Below are 18,373 nucleotides of genomic sequence, written 5' to 3'. Positions count from 1 at the left end.
CGGTCACCGCGACCACCTCCATTCAGGAGGTAGGTGTGCAGGCGGGACCGCCCCGCGGGTTGGTCATCCCGGGACGGGCGACCTCGGTTGCAAGAAGCGTCGAAGGAAATCAGGAGGCGGTGGGAGCGGGACGGGCGGAGGGCTCAGGAGCCAGGAAGAAGACGATGAGGACGTTGACGAGCAGGACGAGGGTGACCATGAAAGGTGCGGGAGCGCGGGCTGGAGAACGGTTGGACGACAGAATGGCGCTCGTGAGCACCCTGGCCGACGCCGTACTCCCGCTGATCCGAACGCGGTCCGACCTCTACCGCTACGGCGCCGCCAACGCGCACGGCCGGGACATGCACGAGGCGGTCGACATCCTCGAGGCCGCGATCCCCTCGGCCGATCCGGCCGAGATCTACTCCGTCACGCACAAGGCGCTCGCGTCGTCGCTGAAGGTGATCGCGCGCGCGGACGATTCCAGCGGCATCATCGGCGACGCGTGCCGTCGGCTGTTGGAGCTCCACCCGCGGGCAGCGGCTGCGGCCACGACGCCGGTCGGGAAGCTGATCGACTGGATGATGAAGTTCCAGTTCGACGACGAGGTCGACTACTTCGAGCTCGACCCGGTGGCGTACGCGCCGGCCCTCGGCGACGTCGGCATGGCCTCCTATCGGAAGCGGCTGGCCGAGGTCGCGGCGAAGCTCGGACCTCGTCCGGCCGACCGGTGGAACTCCGGCCACTCCCACGAGTGGTTCACCCTGGACTGGAACGCCCAACGTCTCGCTGTCTTCGACCACGACATCGATGCGATCATTCGCACCCACGCCAAGGACCGGAAGGTTGCGGCATGGCTGGAGGACACCGCCGAGGCGTTCGAGGAGATCGGCGAGATCGATCTCGCCATCGACTGGGCGAAACAGGCGACCGGATTCGACCGCGGGCACCAGTCGCTCAAAGCTGCCGACTACTGGTGCGGCCTCCTGGAGACACACCGGCCGGCCGAGGCGCTCGACGCGCGACTCTCGGTGTTCCGCAAGTGGCCGTCGTCGACCTCGGCGGCTCGGCTGCACAATGCGGCGGGCAAGTCCTGGCCGAACTACCGCGACGAGGTTGTGGCGATCCTGGCGGCGAGTCCGCGGGACGCGGTCCTGTTCGCACTTCTCACCTTGAAGGAGCCGGAGTTCGCGTGGAACCTCGCGCATTCGCTGGCGCTCGACAGCGACCACACCTGGAGCGAGCTGGTGAAGGCGTACGAGAAGGTCGACCCGATCGCCACGCTGCCGATCCACCAGCGCCTCGTCAAGAACGAGTTGGTCGAGGCCGGCGCCCAGCATTACCGGCTGGCAGCGCGAAGGCTGGCGAAGATGCGGAAGCTCAGCGCTGGGTCGCACAAGTCAGCCGAGGTCAACGACCTGATCGCGGACCTGCGCGAGACCCATCGGCGCCGTCCGCGGCTGCAGCAGGAGTTCGACCGAGCAGGGCTGCCCTGACGGCGCGTCAGTCTCCGTCGGCCCGAGGCGACCTGCCGCGGGTGACCTTGACGTTGGGCGGCAGCGGCTCGTTCGGGTCGCTGGTCGCCTCCGCACGTTCGGCAACCTCGGCTTCCGCAGCGAGCAGCGAGGCTATGTGGCGGCGCGGCGCGACAACGGCTGCAGGTGTCTGGAGCACACCCTCGTAGCCTTCTACATCGCTCTCCTGCGGTGTCCACGTGCGATGCCGTTCGGCCACCCACTCGGCACCGTCATACTCGGCGATTCCCCAGTCGACGCCGTCGGGGATGCAGATCACGACGAGCTCGGCGTTGGGGCCGCTGGCGGCCTGGCCGAGGGTCTCCACGACGTCAACGAGGCGAGAATCGTTTCTGCGGAGCGCGTTCTCGCCGATGACTCGGTAGGGCTGCATGAACGACGACTTCTCGTCGACCTCCAGTCCGAGCGCAGCGGCGGCCTCGCGGGACAGCCCGAAGCCTCCGGGCTTCGCGTTCACGACAATCATCTGCACAGCCGGCCCCCTCTGCTCCTCTGACTGCCTCCTGGCCGAGATCGACGCTACGGATCGCCTCCGACATGACCAAGCGATTTCCGATAACGCGCCTGCGAGACCTTGAGGAGCGATATCTAAGCGGATATCATGGGGGACATGGCTGGAACGATCATCGAGCGGGCACGCCGCGGCAGTGGACTGTCGCAGCGCGAACTGGCGCGCCGTTCGGGCACCTCGCAGCCCACGCTCTCGACCTACGAGCACGGCACCAAGTCGCCGACGCTCGCTGTGGCCGAGAGGATCGTCAACAGCAGCGGCTTCGATCTCGACCTCGTGCCCCGCGTCGAGTTCACCACCCACCCCGGTGCTCGCGGTGAGCCGTTCGTCGTCCCTGATCGCCTGTGGCGCCTCGACACAGCTTCAGCCTTCGCGACAGTGACGCTGCCCCAGCATCTGCACTGGTCCGGCCCGTCCCGTCCCTACAACCTTCGCAATCGGCGCGACCGCGCCAGGGTCTACGAGATCGTGCTTCGGGAAGGTGAGCCCGGCGATCTGCTCGCCTATGTCGATGGAGCACTGTTGGTCGACCTCTGGGACGAGCTCGTCATTTCGAAGGCGATCCGAAGCGCTTGGGAGCCGCTCATCACTTCGTTCGGTGCCATCGCGTGAGCGACTCACGGCTGAGCGACTTCCAGGTCGAACTGGCCAACGTGTTCTTCTCCCTGCCAGAGTCGGCAGGCTTCCTACTCGCCGGCGGCGGCGCGCTGATCGCGCAGGGGATCGTGCCGAGGCCGACCGAAGACCTCGACTTCTTCACATCGCGTCACTCAGGCAGCGTCGTGGCAGCGAGCGATGCCCTCATCGCTGCGGTCACGGCTCGCGGGTGGACACACGAGTTGGTGCGGACCGGCGAGGAGTTTCGGCGGTGGGCGATCACCGGTCCGGAGACGGTTCTCGTGGACCTCGCGGTCGACAGTCCCGCCTCCAGCACTCCGACCGTCACGATCGCCGGCCCGAGCTTCGCGCCCGACGAGCTTGCGATCCGCAAGACACTCGCGCTGTTCGGCCGCGCGGAACCCCGCGACTTTGTCGACGTCTACGTGCTGCACCAGCGATTCGACCGCGAGGAGACGCTTCTGAAGGCAGCCGAGGCCGATCCAGGCTTCGACCTCGCGATGTTCGCTGCAACGCTGCGGGCCCACGGCCGCATCGAGGACCAGGACTTCCCGGACGTCGGCGTACCCATCACTGCCGTTCGGACCTACTTCGATGCTTGGGCCGACGAGCTCGACCCGCGTTAGTCGTCCTCACGAGCAAACGCCTGGTCCAGCAGCTCGGCGGTCAGCGGGTTCACCTGCTCGTTGCGGCGGATGTAGTGCTCGATCGTCACCTTGGGATCGGTGTGGCCGAGCAACTCGGAGGCCAGGTTGAGGCTGGCCTGATCGTTGATCACGGTCGCGACCGTGCGGCGGAACATGTGCGGACTGACGCCCTCGATGCCGGCGTCGCCCAGGACCCTGCGGAGCTGGCGTCGCACGTTGGCCGTCGTGAGCGGCGTCCCCTCGCGACTGCGGAAGACCAGCGCGTCCAACGAATGGTCGGCCATGATCGCCAGCCGGCGGCGCAGCGCCTCGGCCGTGAACGACGGCAGCGCGATCACGCGGTTGGAGCGATCCGTCTTCGGGTGCTCCTGGCGGTAGGTCCCGACGCCGCGCTCGGAGATCACGGTGCCGCATATGCGCAACGTGGCAGGCGTTGTCGTCAGGTCCAGGTCGCGGCGGCGGATCGCGAGCACCTCGCCGATCCGGGCCGAGGTGCCGAGCACCACCTCGACGATCTGGCCGAGCTGCCCGTCCGGGTTCGGGCCGGACCTGCCGCGCGACTGCTCCCACGCCTTGATCACCGCTCGGATCGCGTTGACCTCGGTCGCAGTAAGCGCGGTCGGCGTCCGCTTCGGCTTGTGCAGCCGCGCGACGCCGTCGATCGGGTTGCGGTGGATCACCTCGTGCCGCACCGCGAGGCTGAACGCGAGCCGCAGCACAGTCTTCGCCCGCTTCGAGCGGGCGTACGACTGCTTGCCGAGCTCCTTGAGCAGGGCGTCGCAGCGGGCGACGCCGATCTCGCGCAGCGCGTAGCCGCGGAAGGCCGGGAGCACGAGCCGGTTCATGTCGCGCTCGTAGTTGAAACGGGTCGCCGGGGCGATCCTGTTCTCCAGATCAAGGTCGGCCAGCCAGTAGTCGACCAGCGCCGGGAAGGGGCTGTCGGGCGTCAGCGTCGTGTCGACCGGCTGGAACGCGTTGCGCTCAGCCAGCCGCCGTTTCAACGCCGCCTCGGCCGCCGGCCTCGACGACGCGGTCGCCTGCACCAGGCGCGTCTGGCCGTCCCAGTCGCGGAAGCGGGTTCGGGACTCGACCTTGCCTTTCGACCGCTGGATGAAGGCGATCTCGCCGTACCCGCCGATCGGGATGCGCGGCCTACTCATGGGAGCCACCCTCGTGTCGCTCCTCCAGCCACGCGGCGATGTCGCTGGCCGCGAAACGCAGGTGCTTGCCAAGCTTGAAGGCTCGCGGCGCCCGGCCGGACAGCCGCCAGTCGTAGATGGTCTGCACGGGGACACCGAGGTACTCGGCGAGCTCCTCGACCCCGATCAGGGGCTCCAGCCCCAATTCTGTGGTGTTCATGCCCATCAGGTGTGCGAGCCGGACCGAGCAGCCCCGAGGCAATCGGAACCGACGACCACGACACCCGGCTGGGCGGCGCTGCGCACCTGTCAATGTGATGGGTAAACGATGGGATCGCATCTCGCCCCCAAAGCGAAAGTCCAGGTCAACCATGGGCTGACCTGGACTTTCTTCGTAGCGGGGGCAGGATTTGAACCTGCGACCTCCGGGTTATGAGCCCGGCGAGCTACCGAGCTGCTCCACCCCGCGTCGGTAGGTCTCCAGTCTACCCGCCACGGGCCAAGCGTCCAAATCAGCGACCGGATCAGGACCGGGCGCCGCTCAACCGGCCGGCGTGGCCGTCGGCGCCGGGGTCGCCGCCGGGCTCGACGTACCGCTGGGCTTCGGCGTACTGCCCAGCACCTGCCCCGACAGCCGCGCCGCCTTCTCGATGGCCGCCTGGAGGGCCTTCTGCGCGTCGCCGTACGCCGCGAAGTCGCCCTTCTTGAGCGCCTCCTGGCCCGCGGTGTACTGCTTCTGCGCCTCCGCCACCGCGGCCCGCAGCTCGGCGGCCGGATCGGCCTGCGCCGGCGGGGTGGCAGGACCGCCGGGGGACGGCGCGGGGGCAGGGGTGGGGGCTCCCGCGTCCCCGCCGAAGAGCTGGTTGAGGGCGGAACCGAGGTCCTTGCCCCACGCGAGGCGGTCACCGAAGGAGACGACGATGGCCTGATTCAACGGGTACGACGTGCCGGACTGGCTACTGACATAGATCGGCTGGACGTACAGCAGACCGCCGCCCACCGGCAGGGTGAGCAGGTTACCCTTCTGCACCCGAGACCCGGACTGGTTGTTGATGCTGAGGAACTGGCTCAAGGTCAGCTGGAAGTCCGTCGAGTTCTGGTTGCTGGCGTTGATCTGGTTCTGCACCTGCGCCGGACCCATGACGTTGGTATTCGCCGGCAACTCGAGCAGCCGCATCTTGCCGTAGCCCTCGCGTCGCTTGCCGGCCTCGTTGCCCGGCTCGGAGTCGACCGCGAGGAAGCCCGTGAGGAACTGCCGGTTCTCACCGGCAGGGGTGAACGACGTGGTCAGGCTGAACGCCGGACCCTTCTGGTCGGGCATGGCGATCGAGAGATAGTACGGCGGCTGGCCGGACTTCACGTCGGACGTCGGCTCCTGCGGGACCTTCCAGTAGTCGCCGCCGGAGTAGAAGGCGTTGGCATCCGTGACGTGATAGCGGCTGAGCAGCTCGCGCTGCACCTTGAAGAGGTCCTCGGGGTAGCGCAGGTGGCTCATCAGCGCGCCCGAGATCTCGCTCATCGGCCGGACCGTGCCCCCGAACGCCCCGGACCAGGCCTTGAGCACCGGGTCGGCGTCGTCCCAGCTGTAGAGCTTGATCGACCCGTCGTAGGCGTCCACGGTCGCCTTGACCGAGTTGCGGATGTAGTTGACCTGGCCGGCGCGGATCTCCTGGACGGACTGCCGGGTCCGAGTCACCGCGTCGGAGGTGGCGCTGTCGATGGCCTGCAGCTGGCTGTAGGGGTAGTTGGCGCTGGTCGTGTAGCCGTCGAGGATCCACTGCACCCGCCCGTCGACCACCGCCGGGTAGGGGTTGCCGTCCAGGGTCAGCCAGGGGGCCGCCCGCTCCACCCGCTCCTTCGGGGTGCGGTAGTCCAGCATCGTGGAGTAGTCGCCGACCTGGTCGGACAGCATGATGTTGTACTCGCGGTAGACGGTCGCATAGGCCAGCCGCTTGAAGACGTTGTCCATCTTCACGCCGCCATTGCCGCTGAACGTCGTCCGCTGCTCCTGGCCCTGGTCGGACTGGTAGTCGATCTCGCGCGGCGCGGCCCCGCCCGGCGCCCCGGTGATCGAGTAATCCCGCGTCGTCTCCCCGAAGTAGATCCGCGGCTCGAACTGGCCCAGTTCACCCTGCACCGGGATGTCCCGGGCGAAGAAGATCGGCTCGCCGCGGCTGTCGCGCTGGGTGCCGTACGCCGCGACCACGCCGTAGCCGTGCGTGTAGACCGTGTGGTCGTTGACCCAGCTGCGCGACGGGGTGTTGTTGAGGTCGAGTTCGCGGGCGGCGATCACGGTGTCCTGCTTGGCGCCCTTGATCGAATACCGGTCGACGTCGAGGACGTCGGGGAACTCGTAGTAGCGACGCAGGCCCTGCAGCTGCTGGAACGTCGGCTGCACGATGAGCGGGTCGACTACGCGGATCCCCGGGATCGTGGCCGAGTCCGCGGAGAGGCCGCCCGCCTCCGGGGTCTTCTTCGCGTCGTACGGGTCCTTGGTGATCGTGTCGATCCCGAACGCGGCGCGGGTCGCCTCGATGTTGAGCTTGAGGTACGGCGCCTCCAGTGCCTGCTCGCTCGGCTTGACCCGGAAGCTCTGAATCGCGGCCGGGTAGAGGCTGCCGACCACCAGCGAGACGACCACCAGCGAGATCACGCCGATCAGCGGCAGCCGCCAGGTGTGGGTCCAGATCGTCGAGAGGAACAGCAGCGCGCACAGCACGGCCGCGACCGCGAGCACGCCCTTGGTCAGCAGGACGGCGTTGGCCTCGGTGTATTGCATGCCGGTGATCCGCCCGGACGCCTCGACCGACAACTGGTAGCGGTCGATCCAGTAGCCCATCGCGCGCACCAGCACGAACGCCGCCGCCAGCACGGAGAGGTGGATGCGGGCGGCGGGCGTGGTCCGCACCCCGCCGGCGCCCACGGCCAACCCGCCGTACACGTAGTGCGTGACGATGGCCGCGATGATCGCCAGGACCAGCGTCATCGTGAAGAACGACTCCAGGAACGCATACCAGGGCAGGTCGAACACGAAGAACCCGATGTCCTTGCCGAACGTCGGGTCGGTCTTGCCGAAGTCGACGCCGTTCGCGAAGAGCAGCAGCGTCTTCCACTGGCTGGCCGCGGCGAGACCGGCGAACAGCCCGAGCACCAGCGGCACGACGACCGTGCCCACCCGTCGGACCGGGTCGAGCATCTGCCGGTAGCGGTCGAGCGCCTGCTCGGCCTGGGTCGCGGGAGCGTAGATGGGCCGGGTGCGGTAGCCGACGGCCAGGCTGGAGCCGATGATCGCGCCGGCCGCGACCAGCCCGCCGACGAACAGGGCGATCTGCGCCCATACCTGGGTCCAGAACACGCTGCCGAAGCCGACGCTGTCATACCACATCACCTGCGTCCACAGGTACGAGCCGAACGAGACCAGCCCGATCAGCGCCGCGATGACCAGCAGCGTGATGGCCAGCGGCGAGAAGCGCGGGGCCCCCGGGCGGCCCCCGCGGCCGGACCCGGCCGGTCGAGGCCGCGGCATGCCGAACCCGCCGAAGCCCCGGGGCCCACCGGCCCCCGGGCCGCGACCGCCGGGACCCCCGGGTCCGCTCGGGCCGCCCGGTCGCCCGGGACCGCCCGGTCCGCGAGCGCCCGCGCCACCCCCGGGACTGCCCGCACCCGGTCCGCGCGTCGCGCCGAACCGGCCCGCGAATCCGCCCAGGCCGAAGGGGAATCCGTCGCCACCGCCGCGTTCCGACGGCTGGTCTCGACGCGGCGGCTCGCCGCCGGGCTTGTCGGGGTGCTCGCGCTCCGGATCGCCGCCGTTCGCCGCGGAACCGCCCGCCGGCCGGCCAGGGCCCGCCTCGGGGCGGCTCGCTGAGGGGGTGTCGGACGAGCCCTCGCGGGCCTTGTCGTCGTCGTCCCGCTGGTCGTCGAAGCCTTGCTGACTCACGCCGTACCGCCGTCCCTGATCCGTGCTCCCGCGGCCGCCCGGTCCGATCAGCCACGGCGCGCCTACGCGCTCCAACGTACCTGTGCTCCTGCGAGTTTCCCACGTCCGCCGGTCCGACATCGGCGGCCCCGCGGGCGCGTCGGCCGGGATCGGGCACGATGGGGTCCGTGACCTCTGTGCAGCACGTGCATCCCCCGCTGGTCCAGTGCGCGATCGAGACGGAACGGTACGTCGCGTCGGCCGGGTGGGATCAGCCCGTCCGGCTGTTCGCCCTCGTCGAGACGGCGAAGCTGCTCGCGGCCGAGCCCACGCTCGCCGATCAGTTGCGCGCCGGCCGCGACGGGCAGGGCGGCGGCGATGCCGCCTCCGAGGCCGACAGGCCCGGCCGAGACGGCGCGGACCTGGCCACCCCCGAGGCGGATGAGCCGGACGCCCTCTCGGCCATCGAGCAGGACGGGCTGCCGCCCACCGACCCGCTGGAGGACTTCCTGGGCATGCTCGCCTGGCCGGCGGAGGTGGCCGGGGTGGCCCTGGCGATCGAGCGGATCGTGGTCCCGCCCGAGGCGGAGGCCGAGCTGCCCGACGACCCCGACGAGGCCGCGCTGGCCCTGGTGCGCCATCCCGCCCGCGTCGACGTACGGCTCCTCGTCGCCGTCACCCGGGACGGCGAGTCGACCTGCCTGCTGCGGCAGCGCCCGAACGACGCGGACGACCGCGTCGCCATCGGCCGCGACATCGCTCCGGACCTGGTCGCGGGCCTGGCGGCGACGCTGGAGGACTGAGCGCGCGGCCAGCTCGGGGCGAGCGCACCCGCCCATCTCGGCAGCTCAGCAGCCCGGGAGACCCGCGCCCTGGCCGGCCGCGATGGACTCGATCGCCTTCTTCGCCTCGTCGAACGAGCCGACCCGGACCACGTGCAGCCCGTCGGGGATGTGGCCGCGCACGTCGGTGCAGTTGTCCTTCGGCGCCAGGAACCAGTCCGCGTGATCCCCGGCCCGGGCGCCGGCCATCTTGTGGTCGATGCCGCCGATCGGGCCGACCGACCCGTCGTCGGCGATGGTCCCCGTGCCCGCGATCTTCGCGCCGCCGGTCAGCGGGCCGGGGGTGAGCTTGTCGTACAGCCCCAGACTGAACATCAGCCCCGCGGAGGGCCCGCCGATGGAGCCGGCGTGGATGGTGACGTCCACCGGGTAGCGGAAGTCCACCTTCAGCCCGACCCCCACGACGCGGCGGCCGTCGGTGACGGTGGTGCCCACCTGCACGGGCACCTCGGCGCCCGCGCGCTTGACGACCATCGCGAGCTTGCCGCCGTCGGGGACCGCCGAGATCGTCTGCCGCAGCTCCACGACGTTGGTCACCGGCTTGCCGGCCAGCGACACGATCTCGTCGCCCTTCTGGAGCACGCCGTCCGCGGGGCCGCCCGGCACCAGCCCGGCGATGGTGATCGTCACCGGCACCGTGCGCCCCGTCGCCCGCATCGCCACGGCCTTCGCCTCGTCCTGGGCGCTGGTCATCTGGATGCTGGTCTGCTCCTGGATCTGCTGGCGCGTCACGCCGCTGGGATACACCTCCTCCATCGGCCTGATGTCCGAGCCGGGCTGGACCTTGGCCCACAGGTAGTCCCACGCGGTGATCTCGTGCTCCGGGCCGCCGAAGACCGCCACGGTGGTGAAGTAGAGGTCGCCGCTCGCGTCGTACGTCTCGGTCCCCTTCACCTCGATGACCGGCTTGCCGTCGATGCTGCCGAGCGTGTCGTAGACGGGCCCCGGACGGAAGATGACGTACGCCGGGTGCACGAGCATCCCCGCCATCACGATGGCGAGCGCGACCAGCAGGCCGAGGAGCCGGCGCCGTATCCCCGACGTGAACCCCCACCCGTCCAGGCGCTCCCCCCACCGCGCCGGGCGGCGCTGCGGTGCCTCGATCACGCGATCCCCACCCACTCGTCGTCGCCGTCGACGAACCGCTGGTGCTTCCAGATCGGCACTTCGGCCTTGAGGCGGTCGACGAGGTCGTGGCAGGCGGCGAACGCCTGGGCCCGGTGCTCCGCGGCCACCGCGGCCACGACGGCCACGTCCCCGACGGCGAGGTCCCCCGTCGCGTGCTGCACCGCGATCGCCACCAGCCCCGGCCCGCGCGCAATCTCGGCGGCGAGGGCCTGGAGCCGGTCGGTGGCGCTGGGGTGCGCGGAGTATTCCAGCCGCGTCACGGACCGGCCGTGGTCGTGGTCGCGGACGACGCCCAGGAACGTCGCCACGCAGCCGGCCCGGGGATCCTCCACCGCGGCGACGGCGTCGGCCAGCGACGGCGCGGGGCCCACGTGGGCGTGCACGACGCGGGCCGGCGGACGCGCGGCGTCGGGACCGGCGGCTCCGGTGGCTTCGGCACCGGCGGCGGGTTCGGGTTCAGACACGGCCTCGCGCGTTCCTTCCCTGCAGACGCCTGCGCCCCACTCGTGGGAACGCCGCGGCGCCGAAGGTGGTTATCTGGTGGCAGACATCTTCTCAGGTGCGTTTCTCAGGTGCGTCAGGAGTCACCGTGTCCGATACCCCCCGCCCCCGCGACGACGAGCCGGACTTCGCCGAGCTGTTCCGGCAGTTGCTCGGCGACGCGGACAACCCGGCGATCGCCGACGCGATGCGCTCCATGGGCCTGGACCAGGCGAACCCGGCCATGATGGGCGCCCTCGCCGCCCAGTTCAAGGCGCTCTTCGCGGCGGCCCCCACCGAGGGGATCAATCGCGAACTCTGCGAGGACGTGGCCCGCAAGACCGTGTCCGCCGGGGGCGACACCGTGGTCACGGACGCCCAGCGGCGCGAGGTCGAGGAGGCCGTGCACGTGGCGGACCTGTGGCTCGCGCAGGTGACCTCGTTCGAGGCGCCGGAGGCCGGCGCGCAGGCCTGGAGCCGCGCCGAATGGGTCACCCGCACCATGCCGGTGTGGGCCAAGGTGGTCGCCCCGGTCGCCACCGGCGTCAACGCGGCCATCGGCAAGGCCATGCGGGGCCAGTTCGAGCAGTTCACCGCCGGCGAGATGCCCGCGCTGCCCGGGCTGCCCCCGGGCCTCGACCTGGCCGGCATGATGCAGCAGTTCGAGCCGATGCTGGGCCGGATGAGCAGCTCGATGTTCGGCGCCCAGATCGGCCAGGCCGTCGGCGCGCTCGGCGGCGAGGTCGTCTCCGCGACCGAGGTGGGCCTGCCGCTGCTGGAGCGGCCCGCGGTCGCCCTGATCCCGGCCAACGTCGCGGCCTTCGCCGAGGGCCTGGAACTCGACGTCGCGCAGGTGCGCCTCTACCTGGCCCTCCGGGAGAGCGCCCGGGTCCGCCTCTTCGCCGACGTCGGGTGGTTGGGCCCGCAGCTCCTCGGCGCGGTGCAGGCCTACGCCCGCGACATCCGGATCGACACCGAGGGCATCGAGAGCAAGATCACCCAGATCGACGCCCGCAACCCCGAGGAGATGCAGAAGGCCCTCGCCGACACGCTCTTCTCGCCGGAGCCCAGCGAGGCGCAGAAGACCGCGCTGGCCCGCCTGGAGACCCTGCTGGCCCTCGTCGAAGGATGGGTCGACGTCGTCGCCGGCAAGGCGTGTGAGGGTCGGTTGCCGCAGGTGGGCGCCCTGGCCGAGGCCGTGCGGCGGCGGCGCGCCAACGGCGGACCGGCCGAGGCCATCTTCGGCAACCTTGTCGGCCTGCAGCTGCGGCCCCGCCGGCTGCGCGATGCGGCCAACCTGTTCTCCGCGCTGGAGAGCGCCGGCGGAGCCGCGGCCCGGGACGGCGTCTGGGCGCACCCCGACGTCGCGCCGACCGCGGAGGACCTCGACGACGTGCTCGGGTACGTCGAGCGAGCGCGCGGCGGCGCCGGCGTCGACGACGGCCTCGGCGGCCTCGGCAGCGAGATCGACGCCGCCCTGGAGCAGATCCTGGCCAGCGCGGATCGACAGTCGTACGCCGACGAGCAGCGCGCCGCCGCCGAGGAGGACGGGCCCATCGACGGCGGCCCCTGGCCGCGGAACGCCCCGAAGCCACCCGAGCAGCCGGGCGACGAGGGGACCCCGGACGCCACTCGCTGAGGACGCCCGCTGCCCGAGAATGACCGCCCCGACCCTGATGAGCACCTCGACCCGATGACCGCTGCCCGCACCACCGCCGCCCAATGAGCCCTGTCCGATGACCGCGCCGACCCCGACCGACGGGCCCGCCCACCGCGACGCCGTCCGCACTCTGACGGCGTACGCCGCCGCAGACCCGCACCAGGCCCGCCTCCGCGACGAGTTCCTCGCCCACCTGGCCGCGCACCCCGACGCCACCCGCCGCTCGGGACCGCCGGCGCACCTCACGGTGGGGGTCCTCGTCCTCGACCCCGCCGGCGTCCAGGTGCTGCTGACGCACCACCGCAAGGCCGACGCCTGGTACCAGTTCGGCGGCCACCTCGAGCCCACCGACGCCACCGTGCGCGCCGCCGCCGCCCGGGAGCTCGCCGAGGAATCGGGGCTGCCGGGCCTGGAGCTGACGGCCCTCCCGGTGCACCTCGACCGGCACGCCCTCCCCGGCGCGTTCGGACGCTGCCGGGAACATCTCGACGTGCGCTACGCGGCGGTGGCGCCCGCGCACGCCGTACCGGCGGTGAGCCCCGAATCGCACGACGTGCGCTGGTTCCCGGTCGACGACCTGCCCCCGGGCGCGGCGGCTGACCTCGGCGGCCTCATCGCGGCCGCCCGGCGGGCCCTGCTGGGCGAGGGGCTCACCGCCCCGGGAGCGCGGCGATGAGCCCGACCCGAGCCGGCAGGCCCACCGATCGCTCCACCGGCCGCGGTCCGCGCCGTCGGCCGGCCCCCGAGTGGCTGCCCCAGCAGCACGGCGCCTGGGCGATGCTCCTGGTCCCCGCGCTGGTCGGCGCGGTGCGCGGCGGCCTGGACTGGCTGCAGCTCGTGCTGGGTGGCGCGATGCTCGCGGCGTACGGTGCGGCGAACGCCGCCTCCCTGGCCGTGCGGGCCCGGGCTCGGCGGCGGTATCTGCGGCCGATCACGACGTACGCCGGCGTCGCCGCCGCCCTCGGGCTGGTCGCGGTCCTGGTCCACCCGGCGCTGCTGATGTGGCTCTCGGCGTACCTGCCGCTCGGCCTGCTGACCGGCTACCTCACCTGGCGCCGCCGCGAACGATCCCTCCTCAACGACGCCACGACGATCCTGGCCGCGTGCCTGTTCGCCGGCGTCATGTTCCAGGCGGGCCCAGCGCGTCGCGGGCTGGCCACGCTCGCCGCCTTCGCGGAGTGGCGCGTGATGGTGTGGGTGATCGTCGCCCTGTTCGCGTATTTCTTCGGGACCGCCCTCTACGTCAAGACGGTGATCCGGGAGCGGACCAACCCCCGCTATCACCGGGCGTCCGTGACGTACCACGCCGGCTGGGCGGTGTTCTGGGCGCTGGCGGGGGTGTTCGGCATTCCCGTCGGCCCCTGGACCCAGGTCGGCCTCGTGGTGCTCTTCGTGTTGCTCACGGCCCGCGCGAAGGTCATGGCCGGGCGGCGGGTCAAACCCCTGTACGTCGGGTTGGGCGAGATCGCTTTCTCCGCCGCCATCGCGCTGATCACGATTCTGTGGTGACCTCCCCCGCCCGGCCGTCCCCGCCGTCCCCGTCGGCATCGACGCCGTCGGCATCGAATGCGTCGGCATCGGCATCGTCATCCCCGCCCTCGTCGCCTCCCTCGGTGCCGCGGAGACCGCGCCCGGCGGCGTACCCCGCGAGGTAGCCGCGGGCCCGCTCCAAGTGCGGGTACGCGGCAAGCAGGCCCCAGAACCGCGGCGTGTGCCCCGGCTCGATCAGGTGGGCGAGCTCGTGCAGCAGGACGTAATCGCGGACATACGCGGGCATGCCCGCCACGCTTCGGCTGATGCGGATCGTGCCGTGCGCCGGGGTCGCCGAACCCCAGCGCGTGTTCTGGTTGTCGACCCACCGGACGGACACCGGCGCCGCGCGCCCGCCGAGGTACTCCTGGGACAGCTCCCGCGCCCGCCTCGCCAGCGTCGCGTCGGAGGCGCGGGCCCCCGTGCCGCGGCTCAGCATCCGGGCTCGCATCTTCTCGACCCACTCGCGCTCCTGCGCGGGGGTGAACCAGGCGGGGACGTTGACGACGAGGGTGCCGGCGTCGAGCCGGGCGGACACGGTACGCCGTCGCCGGGCGGACCGCTTCACCACCACCGGGAGGTCGGGCCCGCCCCCGCCGTACCCTCCTGCCCCGGTCGACCCGCCCGTCCCGTCCCGGGATTCCTCCGAGCCCTGCCGCGACACGCCTCAGCGACCCCGGAACGTCGGCGCCCGACGCTCGCCCGCCGCCGCGATGCCCTCCTGGAGATCCGCGGTCGCCATGGTGACGGCCTGGGCCAGGCCCTCCCACTCGAGCGCGTCGGCGAAAGAGGAGTGCCCCCCGTCGCGTAGCGCCCGCAGCGTGAGCCGGGTGGCGACGGGCGCGGCCGCGGCGATCCGGTCCGCGGCCTCCAGCGCCGCCGGCAGCACCTCCTCGGCGGGCAGGGCCCGGGCGGCCAAGCCGAGGCGCACCGCCTCCTCGCCGTCGACGATCCGGCCCGTGAGCAGCAGGTCCCGCGCGACCGCGAGCCCGGCGACCTGCGGCAACGACCAGGTGGTGGCCATCCCCGGGTGCAGCCCGAGCGCCGTGAACGGCACGCCCACCTTCGCGCCGCCGGCGACATAGCGAATGTCGCAGGCCAGGGCGACGGCCAGCCCGGCCCCGATCGCGGCGCCGTTGATCGCGGCGATCGTCGGGACCTCCAGGGCCGGCACCGACAGCCAGGTGCGATAGAACCGCAGCATCCGCAGGCGCAGATCGTTGACCGTGGCGTCGGGCTCGCTCGCGATCCAGGACAGGTCGCCCCCGGCGCAGAACGCGCTCCCGGAGCCGGTCACGACCACGGCGGCCAGCAGCGGGTCCGCCCCCAGCAACGCCGCCGCCCGCGCCCACGACGCGGTCATCTCATCGCTCATCGCGTTGCGCTTGTCCGGTTGGTCGAGCGTCAGCACGGCGATGTGCCGCTCCGCGCTCACTCGTCGCTCCACGCGCAGGTGCTCGTACGACGTCTCCCACCACGTCTTTTCCGTCATGGACGGCAGCCTAGGGGAGGACGGGGACACCGCAGGCTGCCGCGGTGGGGCCGCGCGACGCGCCGATTGGCATAACTTCACCGCCTGCCGGGCGGGGGCGTGGTCCTCGCCTATCGTGACAGCGGCCGCGCCCCACGGGGCTGGTCGGCCGCCGAACGCAAAGGAGACGGACATGGCCAGCGAGACCTACAAGGGCGAGTTCTACTGCGTCAAGTGCAAGGACAAGCGCGACGCCGAGGGCGACATCGTCGAAACGAACGGCCGACGCATGGCCAAGGGCAAGTGCCCGGCCTGTGGCACGAACCTCAACCGCATCCTCGGCAAGGCCTGACGACGCTGACGACGCTGACGACGGCGTCATCCACACCCCACCCCCGAACGGTTCGCCGCGGGGCCGGCTGTGGATGACGCTCGGGCGGGGCGAGCGGGGCGGGGAGACTGGCACGGTCAGCACCCGACCACGAAGGGACCGCCATGCCGCAGCTCGCCCCCGCTGGCCCGGTTCGGCGTGGCTCGGGTCTCGTCGTCCTCGACGGGAGCGACTCGCTGACGGAGAGTCTTGCGCCGCTCCTCCACGACCTGGGAGTGCGCCTTGAGGTGGGCACGACGGCCGCCGACGCGGTGGACCTCGCGGTCCGCGCCGGGGACGACGAGGCGGTTCCCGACCTCGTCGTCTTGGCCGGCCAGGCCTGGGTCCAGCCCTCGCGATGGGCGACGTGGCGCAGCCTCGGCATCCCGCACCTTCCCATCGACTGGGAGCGGCGGCGCGTCAGCGTCGGCCCCGTGGTCGTGCCCGGGTCACCGTGTCTGGGTTGCCTGGCGCTGCACCGCTACGACGTACGCCGGTCGGGGCGAGGCACCCTGGCGCGCCCCGACCGGAACCGTCCGGACGGCGGGGATCCGGTGCTGGCCACCCTCGGCGCCGGCATCGCCGCGCTGCTCACCCGCAACCTGGTCCTGCATCGGCGCTACCTGCCGGGGCTCAGCCTCGAGGTGAACCTGCCCGACCCGCACATCGTCACCCGGCGGTGGGCGCCGCACCCACGGTGCGACGGTCACATACCCCAGGACAGAATGGCCCTGTGACCGAATTGCCCAGACGCGCCATCGCGCGGACCGCCAAGCTCGCCGGACTCCCCCTCGGCGTCGCGGGCCGGGCCGCCCTCGGCGTGGGCAAACGCATCGGCGGCCGGCCCGCCGAGCAGGTCGCGCTCGAACTCCAGCAGCGCACCGCCCAACAGCTCTTCCAGGTGCTCGGTGAGCTGAAGGGCGGGGCGATGAAGGTCGGGCAGGCGCTGTCGGTGCTGGAACCGGCGCTGCCGGAGGACATCGTGGGCCCCTACCGGGCGACCCTGACCCGGCTGCAGGAGTCGGCGCCGCCGATGCCCACCCGCAGCGTCGAGAAGCTCCTGCGCGACGAGCTCGGCGCGCACTGGCGCTCGACGTTCGACGAGTTCGACATGACGCCCGTGGCGGCGGCCTCGATCGGGCAGGTGCACCGGGCGATCTGGAAGGACGGGCGGCAGGTCGCGGTGAAGCTGCAGTACCCGGGTGCCGGGGCAGCCCTGCTGGGCGACTTCCGTCGGCTGTCGCAGATCCTGCGCGTGACGGCGGGCTGGGTGCCCGGGCTCGACCTCGCCCCGCTCGTGCGCGAGTTCGAGGGACGCCTGGCCGAGGAGCTGGACTACGCCCTGGAGGCCCGGCGGCAGCGCGCCTTCGCCGCAGCATTCTCCGGCGACGAGTCGGTGTTCGCCCCCGACGTGGTCTTTCAGCAGAGCACCGTGCTGGTGAGCGAGTGGGTCGGCGGCCGGCCGTTGGCCGACATCGTGGTGAGCGGCACGTCGGCCGAGCGCGACCACGCCTCGGATCGCTACCTGGAGTTCCTGTTCTCCGGACCTCAGCTGGCGCGGCTGCTGCATGCCGACCCGCACCCGGGAAACTTCCGGATCCTCCCGGACGGGCGGCTCGGCGTGATGGACTTCGGCGCCGTCGGCGTGGTGCCCGACGGTCTGCCCCCGGCCCTGGGCCAGGCGCTGCGCCACGCGCTCGACGACGACGCCGAGGGGGTGCTTGGCGTGTTGCGCGCGGAGGGGTTCGTGCGACCCGGGATCGACGTGGACCCGCTTGCCCTGCTGGACTTCCTGCGCCCCTTCACCGAGCCGATCGCGGAGGAGACGTTCACGTTCAGCAGGGCCTGGATGGGTAGCCAGGCGGAACGGTTGCGCGATCCCCGGCAAGAGCATTTCGGCCTCGCGTTGCGGCTCAACCTGCCGCCGGAGTACCTCTTGATTCACCGCGTGTGGGCCGGGGGCCTCGGGGTGTTGTCCCAATTGGGCGGGACCGTCCCCGCGGCGGAGATCGCCTACAGCTGGCTGCCGTCCCTGGATCCGGACTGGGACGAGCGGGTCGCCGGCAGTCGCGAAGCAGGCCCCCGCGACGCGGGCGGCGTCAGCGCAGACCGATGAGGTCGCGCCGAATCGTGGCCTGGTAGGCGCCCTCGACGCTGTCCTCGACCGACGCGTTGCGCTTCTTGGCGGTCTCCACGCGGGAGACGGCCAGGCGGAGGCGGTCGAGCGTAAGCAGTGAGCTGTTCTTCATGATGCGGTTTCCCTTCCATGGGCTTTTTGGGCGTGCGGCATCGCTCCAGTCAGACTGGGGAGGGATACCGGGTGACGTGTCAATCATACGTGAGAAGGTAAAGGGAAGACAAATCCCTGCCGAGAAGGCTTGACCTTGTCGACGAAACATCCGATACTTTGCGCCTGACTGGACGATCGACCAATTCGTTTGGCTGGGTGAATTTTCCTGTGCCGCCTCCGGGGTGAGGCCGGGGCGGGGGCAGGCCCTGGGCCAGGGCCTGCCCCCCACCTGCCCGCGATTGCGCGCCCGAGGGGCG

General features: G+C 71.5%; 19 protein-coding genes and 1 tRNA gene. 10 read left to right on the top strand and 10 right to left on the bottom strand.

The annotated features are described in order from the left end of the window. The first annotated feature begins 242 nt into the window (after nt 1-242). Entirely contained in the window at nt 243-1,475 is a 1,233-nt protein-coding gene (locus tag IPK37_14255; protein ID QQS02892.1) for a hypothetical protein, read from the top strand. A gap of 7 nt (nt 1,476-1,482) precedes the next feature. Here the strand turns inward: IPK37_14255 and IPK37_14250 are convergent, their stop codons facing one another. Further along, nucleotides 1,483-1,986, bottom strand: a complete 504-nt coding sequence (locus tag IPK37_14250; GenBank protein ID QQS00084.1) for a hypothetical protein — start codon at nt 1,984-1,986, stop codon at nt 1,483-1,485. Nucleotides 1,987-2,115: 129 nt separating this feature from the next. On the opposite strand from IPK37_14250, the gene IPK37_14245 reads away from it, so the two are divergent. Both IPK37_14245 and IPK37_14240 read left to right on the top strand, forming a co-directional pair. Then, entirely contained in the window at nt 2,116-2,637 is a 522-nt protein-coding gene (locus IPK37_14245) for a helix-turn-helix domain-containing protein (GenBank protein QQS00083.1), read from the top strand. Beyond that, entirely contained in the window at nt 2,634-3,269 is a 636-nt protein-coding gene (locus IPK37_14240; GenBank protein ID QQS00082.1) for a nucleotidyl transferase AbiEii/AbiGii toxin family protein, read from the top strand. Before IPK37_14245 ends, IPK37_14240 begins: the two co-directional genes overlap by 4 nt. On the opposite strand, the gene IPK37_14235 is transcribed toward IPK37_14240, so the two are convergent. The 4 genes from IPK37_14235 to IPK37_14220 all read right to left on the bottom strand — a co-directional run bounded on the left by IPK37_14235 (nt 3,266) and on the right by IPK37_14220 (nt 8,486). Further along, nucleotides 3,266-4,450, bottom strand: coding sequence for a site-specific integrase (locus IPK37_14235; protein QQS00081.1), 1,185 nt, complete (start codon nt 4,448-4,450; stop codon nt 3,266-3,268). The genes IPK37_14240 and IPK37_14235 overlap by 4 nt on opposite strands. Further along, on the bottom strand, nt 4,443-4,655 hold the full coding sequence (locus tag IPK37_14230; protein QQS00080.1) for a helix-turn-helix domain-containing protein: 213 nt from the start codon (nt 4,653-4,655) through the stop codon (nt 4,443-4,445). Before IPK37_14230 ends, IPK37_14235 begins: the two co-directional genes overlap by 8 nt. A 169-nt stretch (nt 4,656-4,824) precedes the next feature. Next, nucleotides 4,825-4,898: transfer RNA gene (locus IPK37_14225), tRNA-Met, on the bottom strand. A gap of 72 nt (nt 4,899-4,970) precedes the next feature. Further along, entirely contained in the window at nt 4,971-8,486 is a 3,516-nt protein-coding gene (locus IPK37_14220) for a UPF0182 family protein (protein ID QQS00079.1), read from the bottom strand. Nucleotides 8,487-8,524: 38 nt separating this feature from the next. Between IPK37_14220 and IPK37_14215 the strand changes: the two genes are divergently transcribed. Beyond that, entirely contained in the window at nt 8,525-9,148 is a 624-nt protein-coding gene (locus IPK37_14215) for a hypothetical protein (protein QQS00078.1), read from the top strand. Nucleotides 9,149-9,193: 45 nt separating this feature from the next. On the opposite strand, the gene IPK37_14210 is transcribed toward IPK37_14215, so the two are convergent. Together IPK37_14210 and IPK37_14205 are read right to left on the bottom strand one after the other, a co-directional pair. After that, complete coding sequence (locus tag IPK37_14210; GenBank protein ID QQS00077.1) at nt 9,194-10,294, bottom strand: PDZ domain-containing protein; 1,101 nt, start codon at nt 10,292-10,294, stop codon at nt 9,194-9,196. Next, the gene (locus tag IPK37_14205) at nt 10,291-10,686 is read right to left on the bottom strand and encodes a molybdenum cofactor biosynthesis protein MoaE (protein QQS02891.1); all 396 of its coding nucleotides are present in this window, start codon (nt 10,684-10,686) and stop codon (nt 10,291-10,293) included. Before IPK37_14205 ends, IPK37_14210 begins: the two co-directional genes overlap by 4 nt. Before the next feature lie 218 nt (nt 10,687-10,904). Here IPK37_14205 and IPK37_14200 point away from each other — a divergent pair, with 218 nt between their 5' ends. The 3 genes from IPK37_14200 to IPK37_14190 all read left to right on the top strand — a co-directional run bounded on the left by IPK37_14200 (nt 10,905) and on the right by IPK37_14190 (nt 13,964). Beyond that, complete coding sequence (locus IPK37_14200; GenBank protein QQS00076.1) at nt 10,905-12,434, top strand: zinc-dependent metalloprotease; 1,530 nt, start codon at nt 10,905-10,907, stop codon at nt 12,432-12,434. 97 nt (nt 12,435-12,531) lie between these two features. Next, entirely contained in the window at nt 12,532-13,131 is a 600-nt protein-coding gene (locus IPK37_14195; protein QQS00075.1) for an NUDIX domain-containing protein, read from the top strand. Further along, entirely contained in the window at nt 13,128-13,964 is an 837-nt protein-coding gene (locus IPK37_14190; protein ID QQS00074.1) for a YwiC-like family protein, read from the top strand. The genes IPK37_14195 and IPK37_14190 overlap by 4 nt, the downstream gene beginning before the upstream one ends. Here IPK37_14190 and IPK37_14185 read toward each other — a convergent pair. Next, nucleotides 13,948-14,553: a M48 family metallopeptidase gene (locus tag IPK37_14185; GenBank protein ID QQS02890.1), complete on the bottom strand. Its 606-nt coding sequence runs from the start codon at nt 14,551-14,553 to the stop codon at nt 13,948-13,950. The two genes, IPK37_14190 and IPK37_14185, sit on opposite strands and share 17 nt — an antisense overlap. Nucleotides 14,554-14,652: 99 nt before the next feature. After that, nucleotides 14,653-15,477 (bottom strand): enoyl-CoA hydratase/isomerase family protein, encoded by an 825-nt coding sequence (locus tag IPK37_14180; protein ID QQS00073.1) that lies wholly within the window; start codon nt 15,475-15,477, stop codon nt 14,653-14,655. 172 nt (nt 15,478-15,649) lie between these two features. Between IPK37_14180 and IPK37_14175 the strand changes: the two genes are divergently transcribed. The 3 genes from IPK37_14175 (at nt 15,650) to IPK37_14165 (ending at nt 17,942) form a co-directional block, all read left to right on the top strand. Then, nucleotides 15,650-15,808 carry a hypothetical protein gene (locus tag IPK37_14175; GenBank protein ID QQS00072.1) on the top strand — a complete coding sequence of 53 codons (159 nt, stop codon included), beginning with the start codon at nt 15,650-15,652 and terminating at the stop codon, nt 15,806-15,808. Between the two features lie 143 nt (nt 15,809-15,951). Further along, nucleotides 15,952-16,563, top strand: a complete 612-nt coding sequence (locus IPK37_14170; GenBank protein QQS00071.1) for a hypothetical protein — start codon at nt 15,952-15,954, stop codon at nt 16,561-16,563. Continuing rightward, a complete protein-coding gene (locus IPK37_14165) occupies nt 16,560-17,942 on the top strand; it encodes an AarF/ABC1/UbiB kinase family protein (GenBank protein ID QQS00070.1) in 1,383 nt (460 codons plus the stop codon). The genes IPK37_14170 and IPK37_14165 overlap by 4 nt, the downstream gene beginning before the upstream one ends. Here the strand turns inward: IPK37_14165 and IPK37_14160 are convergent. Beyond that, a complete protein-coding gene (locus IPK37_14160) occupies nt 17,926-18,075 on the bottom strand; it encodes a hypothetical protein (protein QQS00069.1) in 150 nt (49 codons plus the stop codon). The genes IPK37_14165 and IPK37_14160 overlap by 17 nt on opposite strands. Nucleotides 18,076-18,373: the final 298 nt, after the last annotated feature.

It is taken from the genome of Austwickia sp. (assembly GCA_016699675.1).
In the GTDB taxonomy this organism is placed as follows: domain Bacteria; phylum Actinomycetota; class Actinomycetes; order Actinomycetales; family Dermatophilaceae; genus Austwickia.
This window is presented reverse-complemented; position numbering and strand designations above follow the sequence as displayed.

What these genes read in the sequence shown, in the direction of transcription:
- IPK37_14175 (QQS00072.1), top strand. Translation starts at nt 15,650, where the DNA reads ATGGCCAGCGAGACCTACAAGGGCGAGTTCTACTGCGTCAAGTGCAAG.
- IPK37_14235 (QQS00081.1), bottom strand. Translation starts at nt 4,450, where the DNA reads ATGAGTAGGCCGCGCATCCCGATCGGCGGGTACGGCGAGATCGCCTTC.
- IPK37_14190 (QQS00074.1), top strand. Translation starts at nt 13,128, where the DNA reads ATGAGCCCGACCCGAGCCGGCAGGCCCACCGATCGCTCCACCGGCCGC.
- IPK37_14220 (QQS00079.1), bottom strand. Translation starts at nt 8,486, where the DNA reads ATGTCGGACCGGCGGACGTGGGAAACTCGCAGGAGCACAGGTACGTTG.
- IPK37_14170 (QQS00071.1), top strand. Translation starts at nt 15,952, where the DNA reads ATGCCGCAGCTCGCCCCCGCTGGCCCGGTTCGGCGTGGCTCGGGTCTC.
- IPK37_14180 (QQS00073.1), bottom strand. Translation starts at nt 15,477, where the DNA reads ATGACGGAAAAGACGTGGTGGGAGACGTCGTACGAGCACCTGCGCGTG.
- IPK37_14195 (QQS00075.1), top strand. Translation starts at nt 12,532, where the DNA reads ATGACCGCGCCGACCCCGACCGACGGGCCCGCCCACCGCGACGCCGTC.
- IPK37_14215 (QQS00078.1), top strand. Translation starts at nt 8,525, where the DNA reads ATGGGGTCCGTGACCTCTGTGCAGCACGTGCATCCCCCGCTGGTCCAG.
- IPK37_14230 (QQS00080.1), bottom strand. Translation starts at nt 4,655, where the DNA reads ATGGGCATGAACACCACAGAATTGGGGCTGGAGCCCCTGATCGGGGTC.
- IPK37_14255 (QQS02892.1), top strand. Translation starts at nt 243, where the DNA reads ATGGCGCTCGTGAGCACCCTGGCCGACGCCGTACTCCCGCTGATCCGA.
- IPK37_14245 (QQS00083.1), top strand. Translation starts at nt 2,116, where the DNA reads ATGGGGGACATGGCTGGAACGATCATCGAGCGGGCACGCCGCGGCAGT.
- IPK37_14160 (QQS00069.1), bottom strand. Translation starts at nt 18,075, where the DNA reads ATGAAGAACAGCTCACTGCTTACGCTCGACCGCCTCCGCCTGGCCGTC.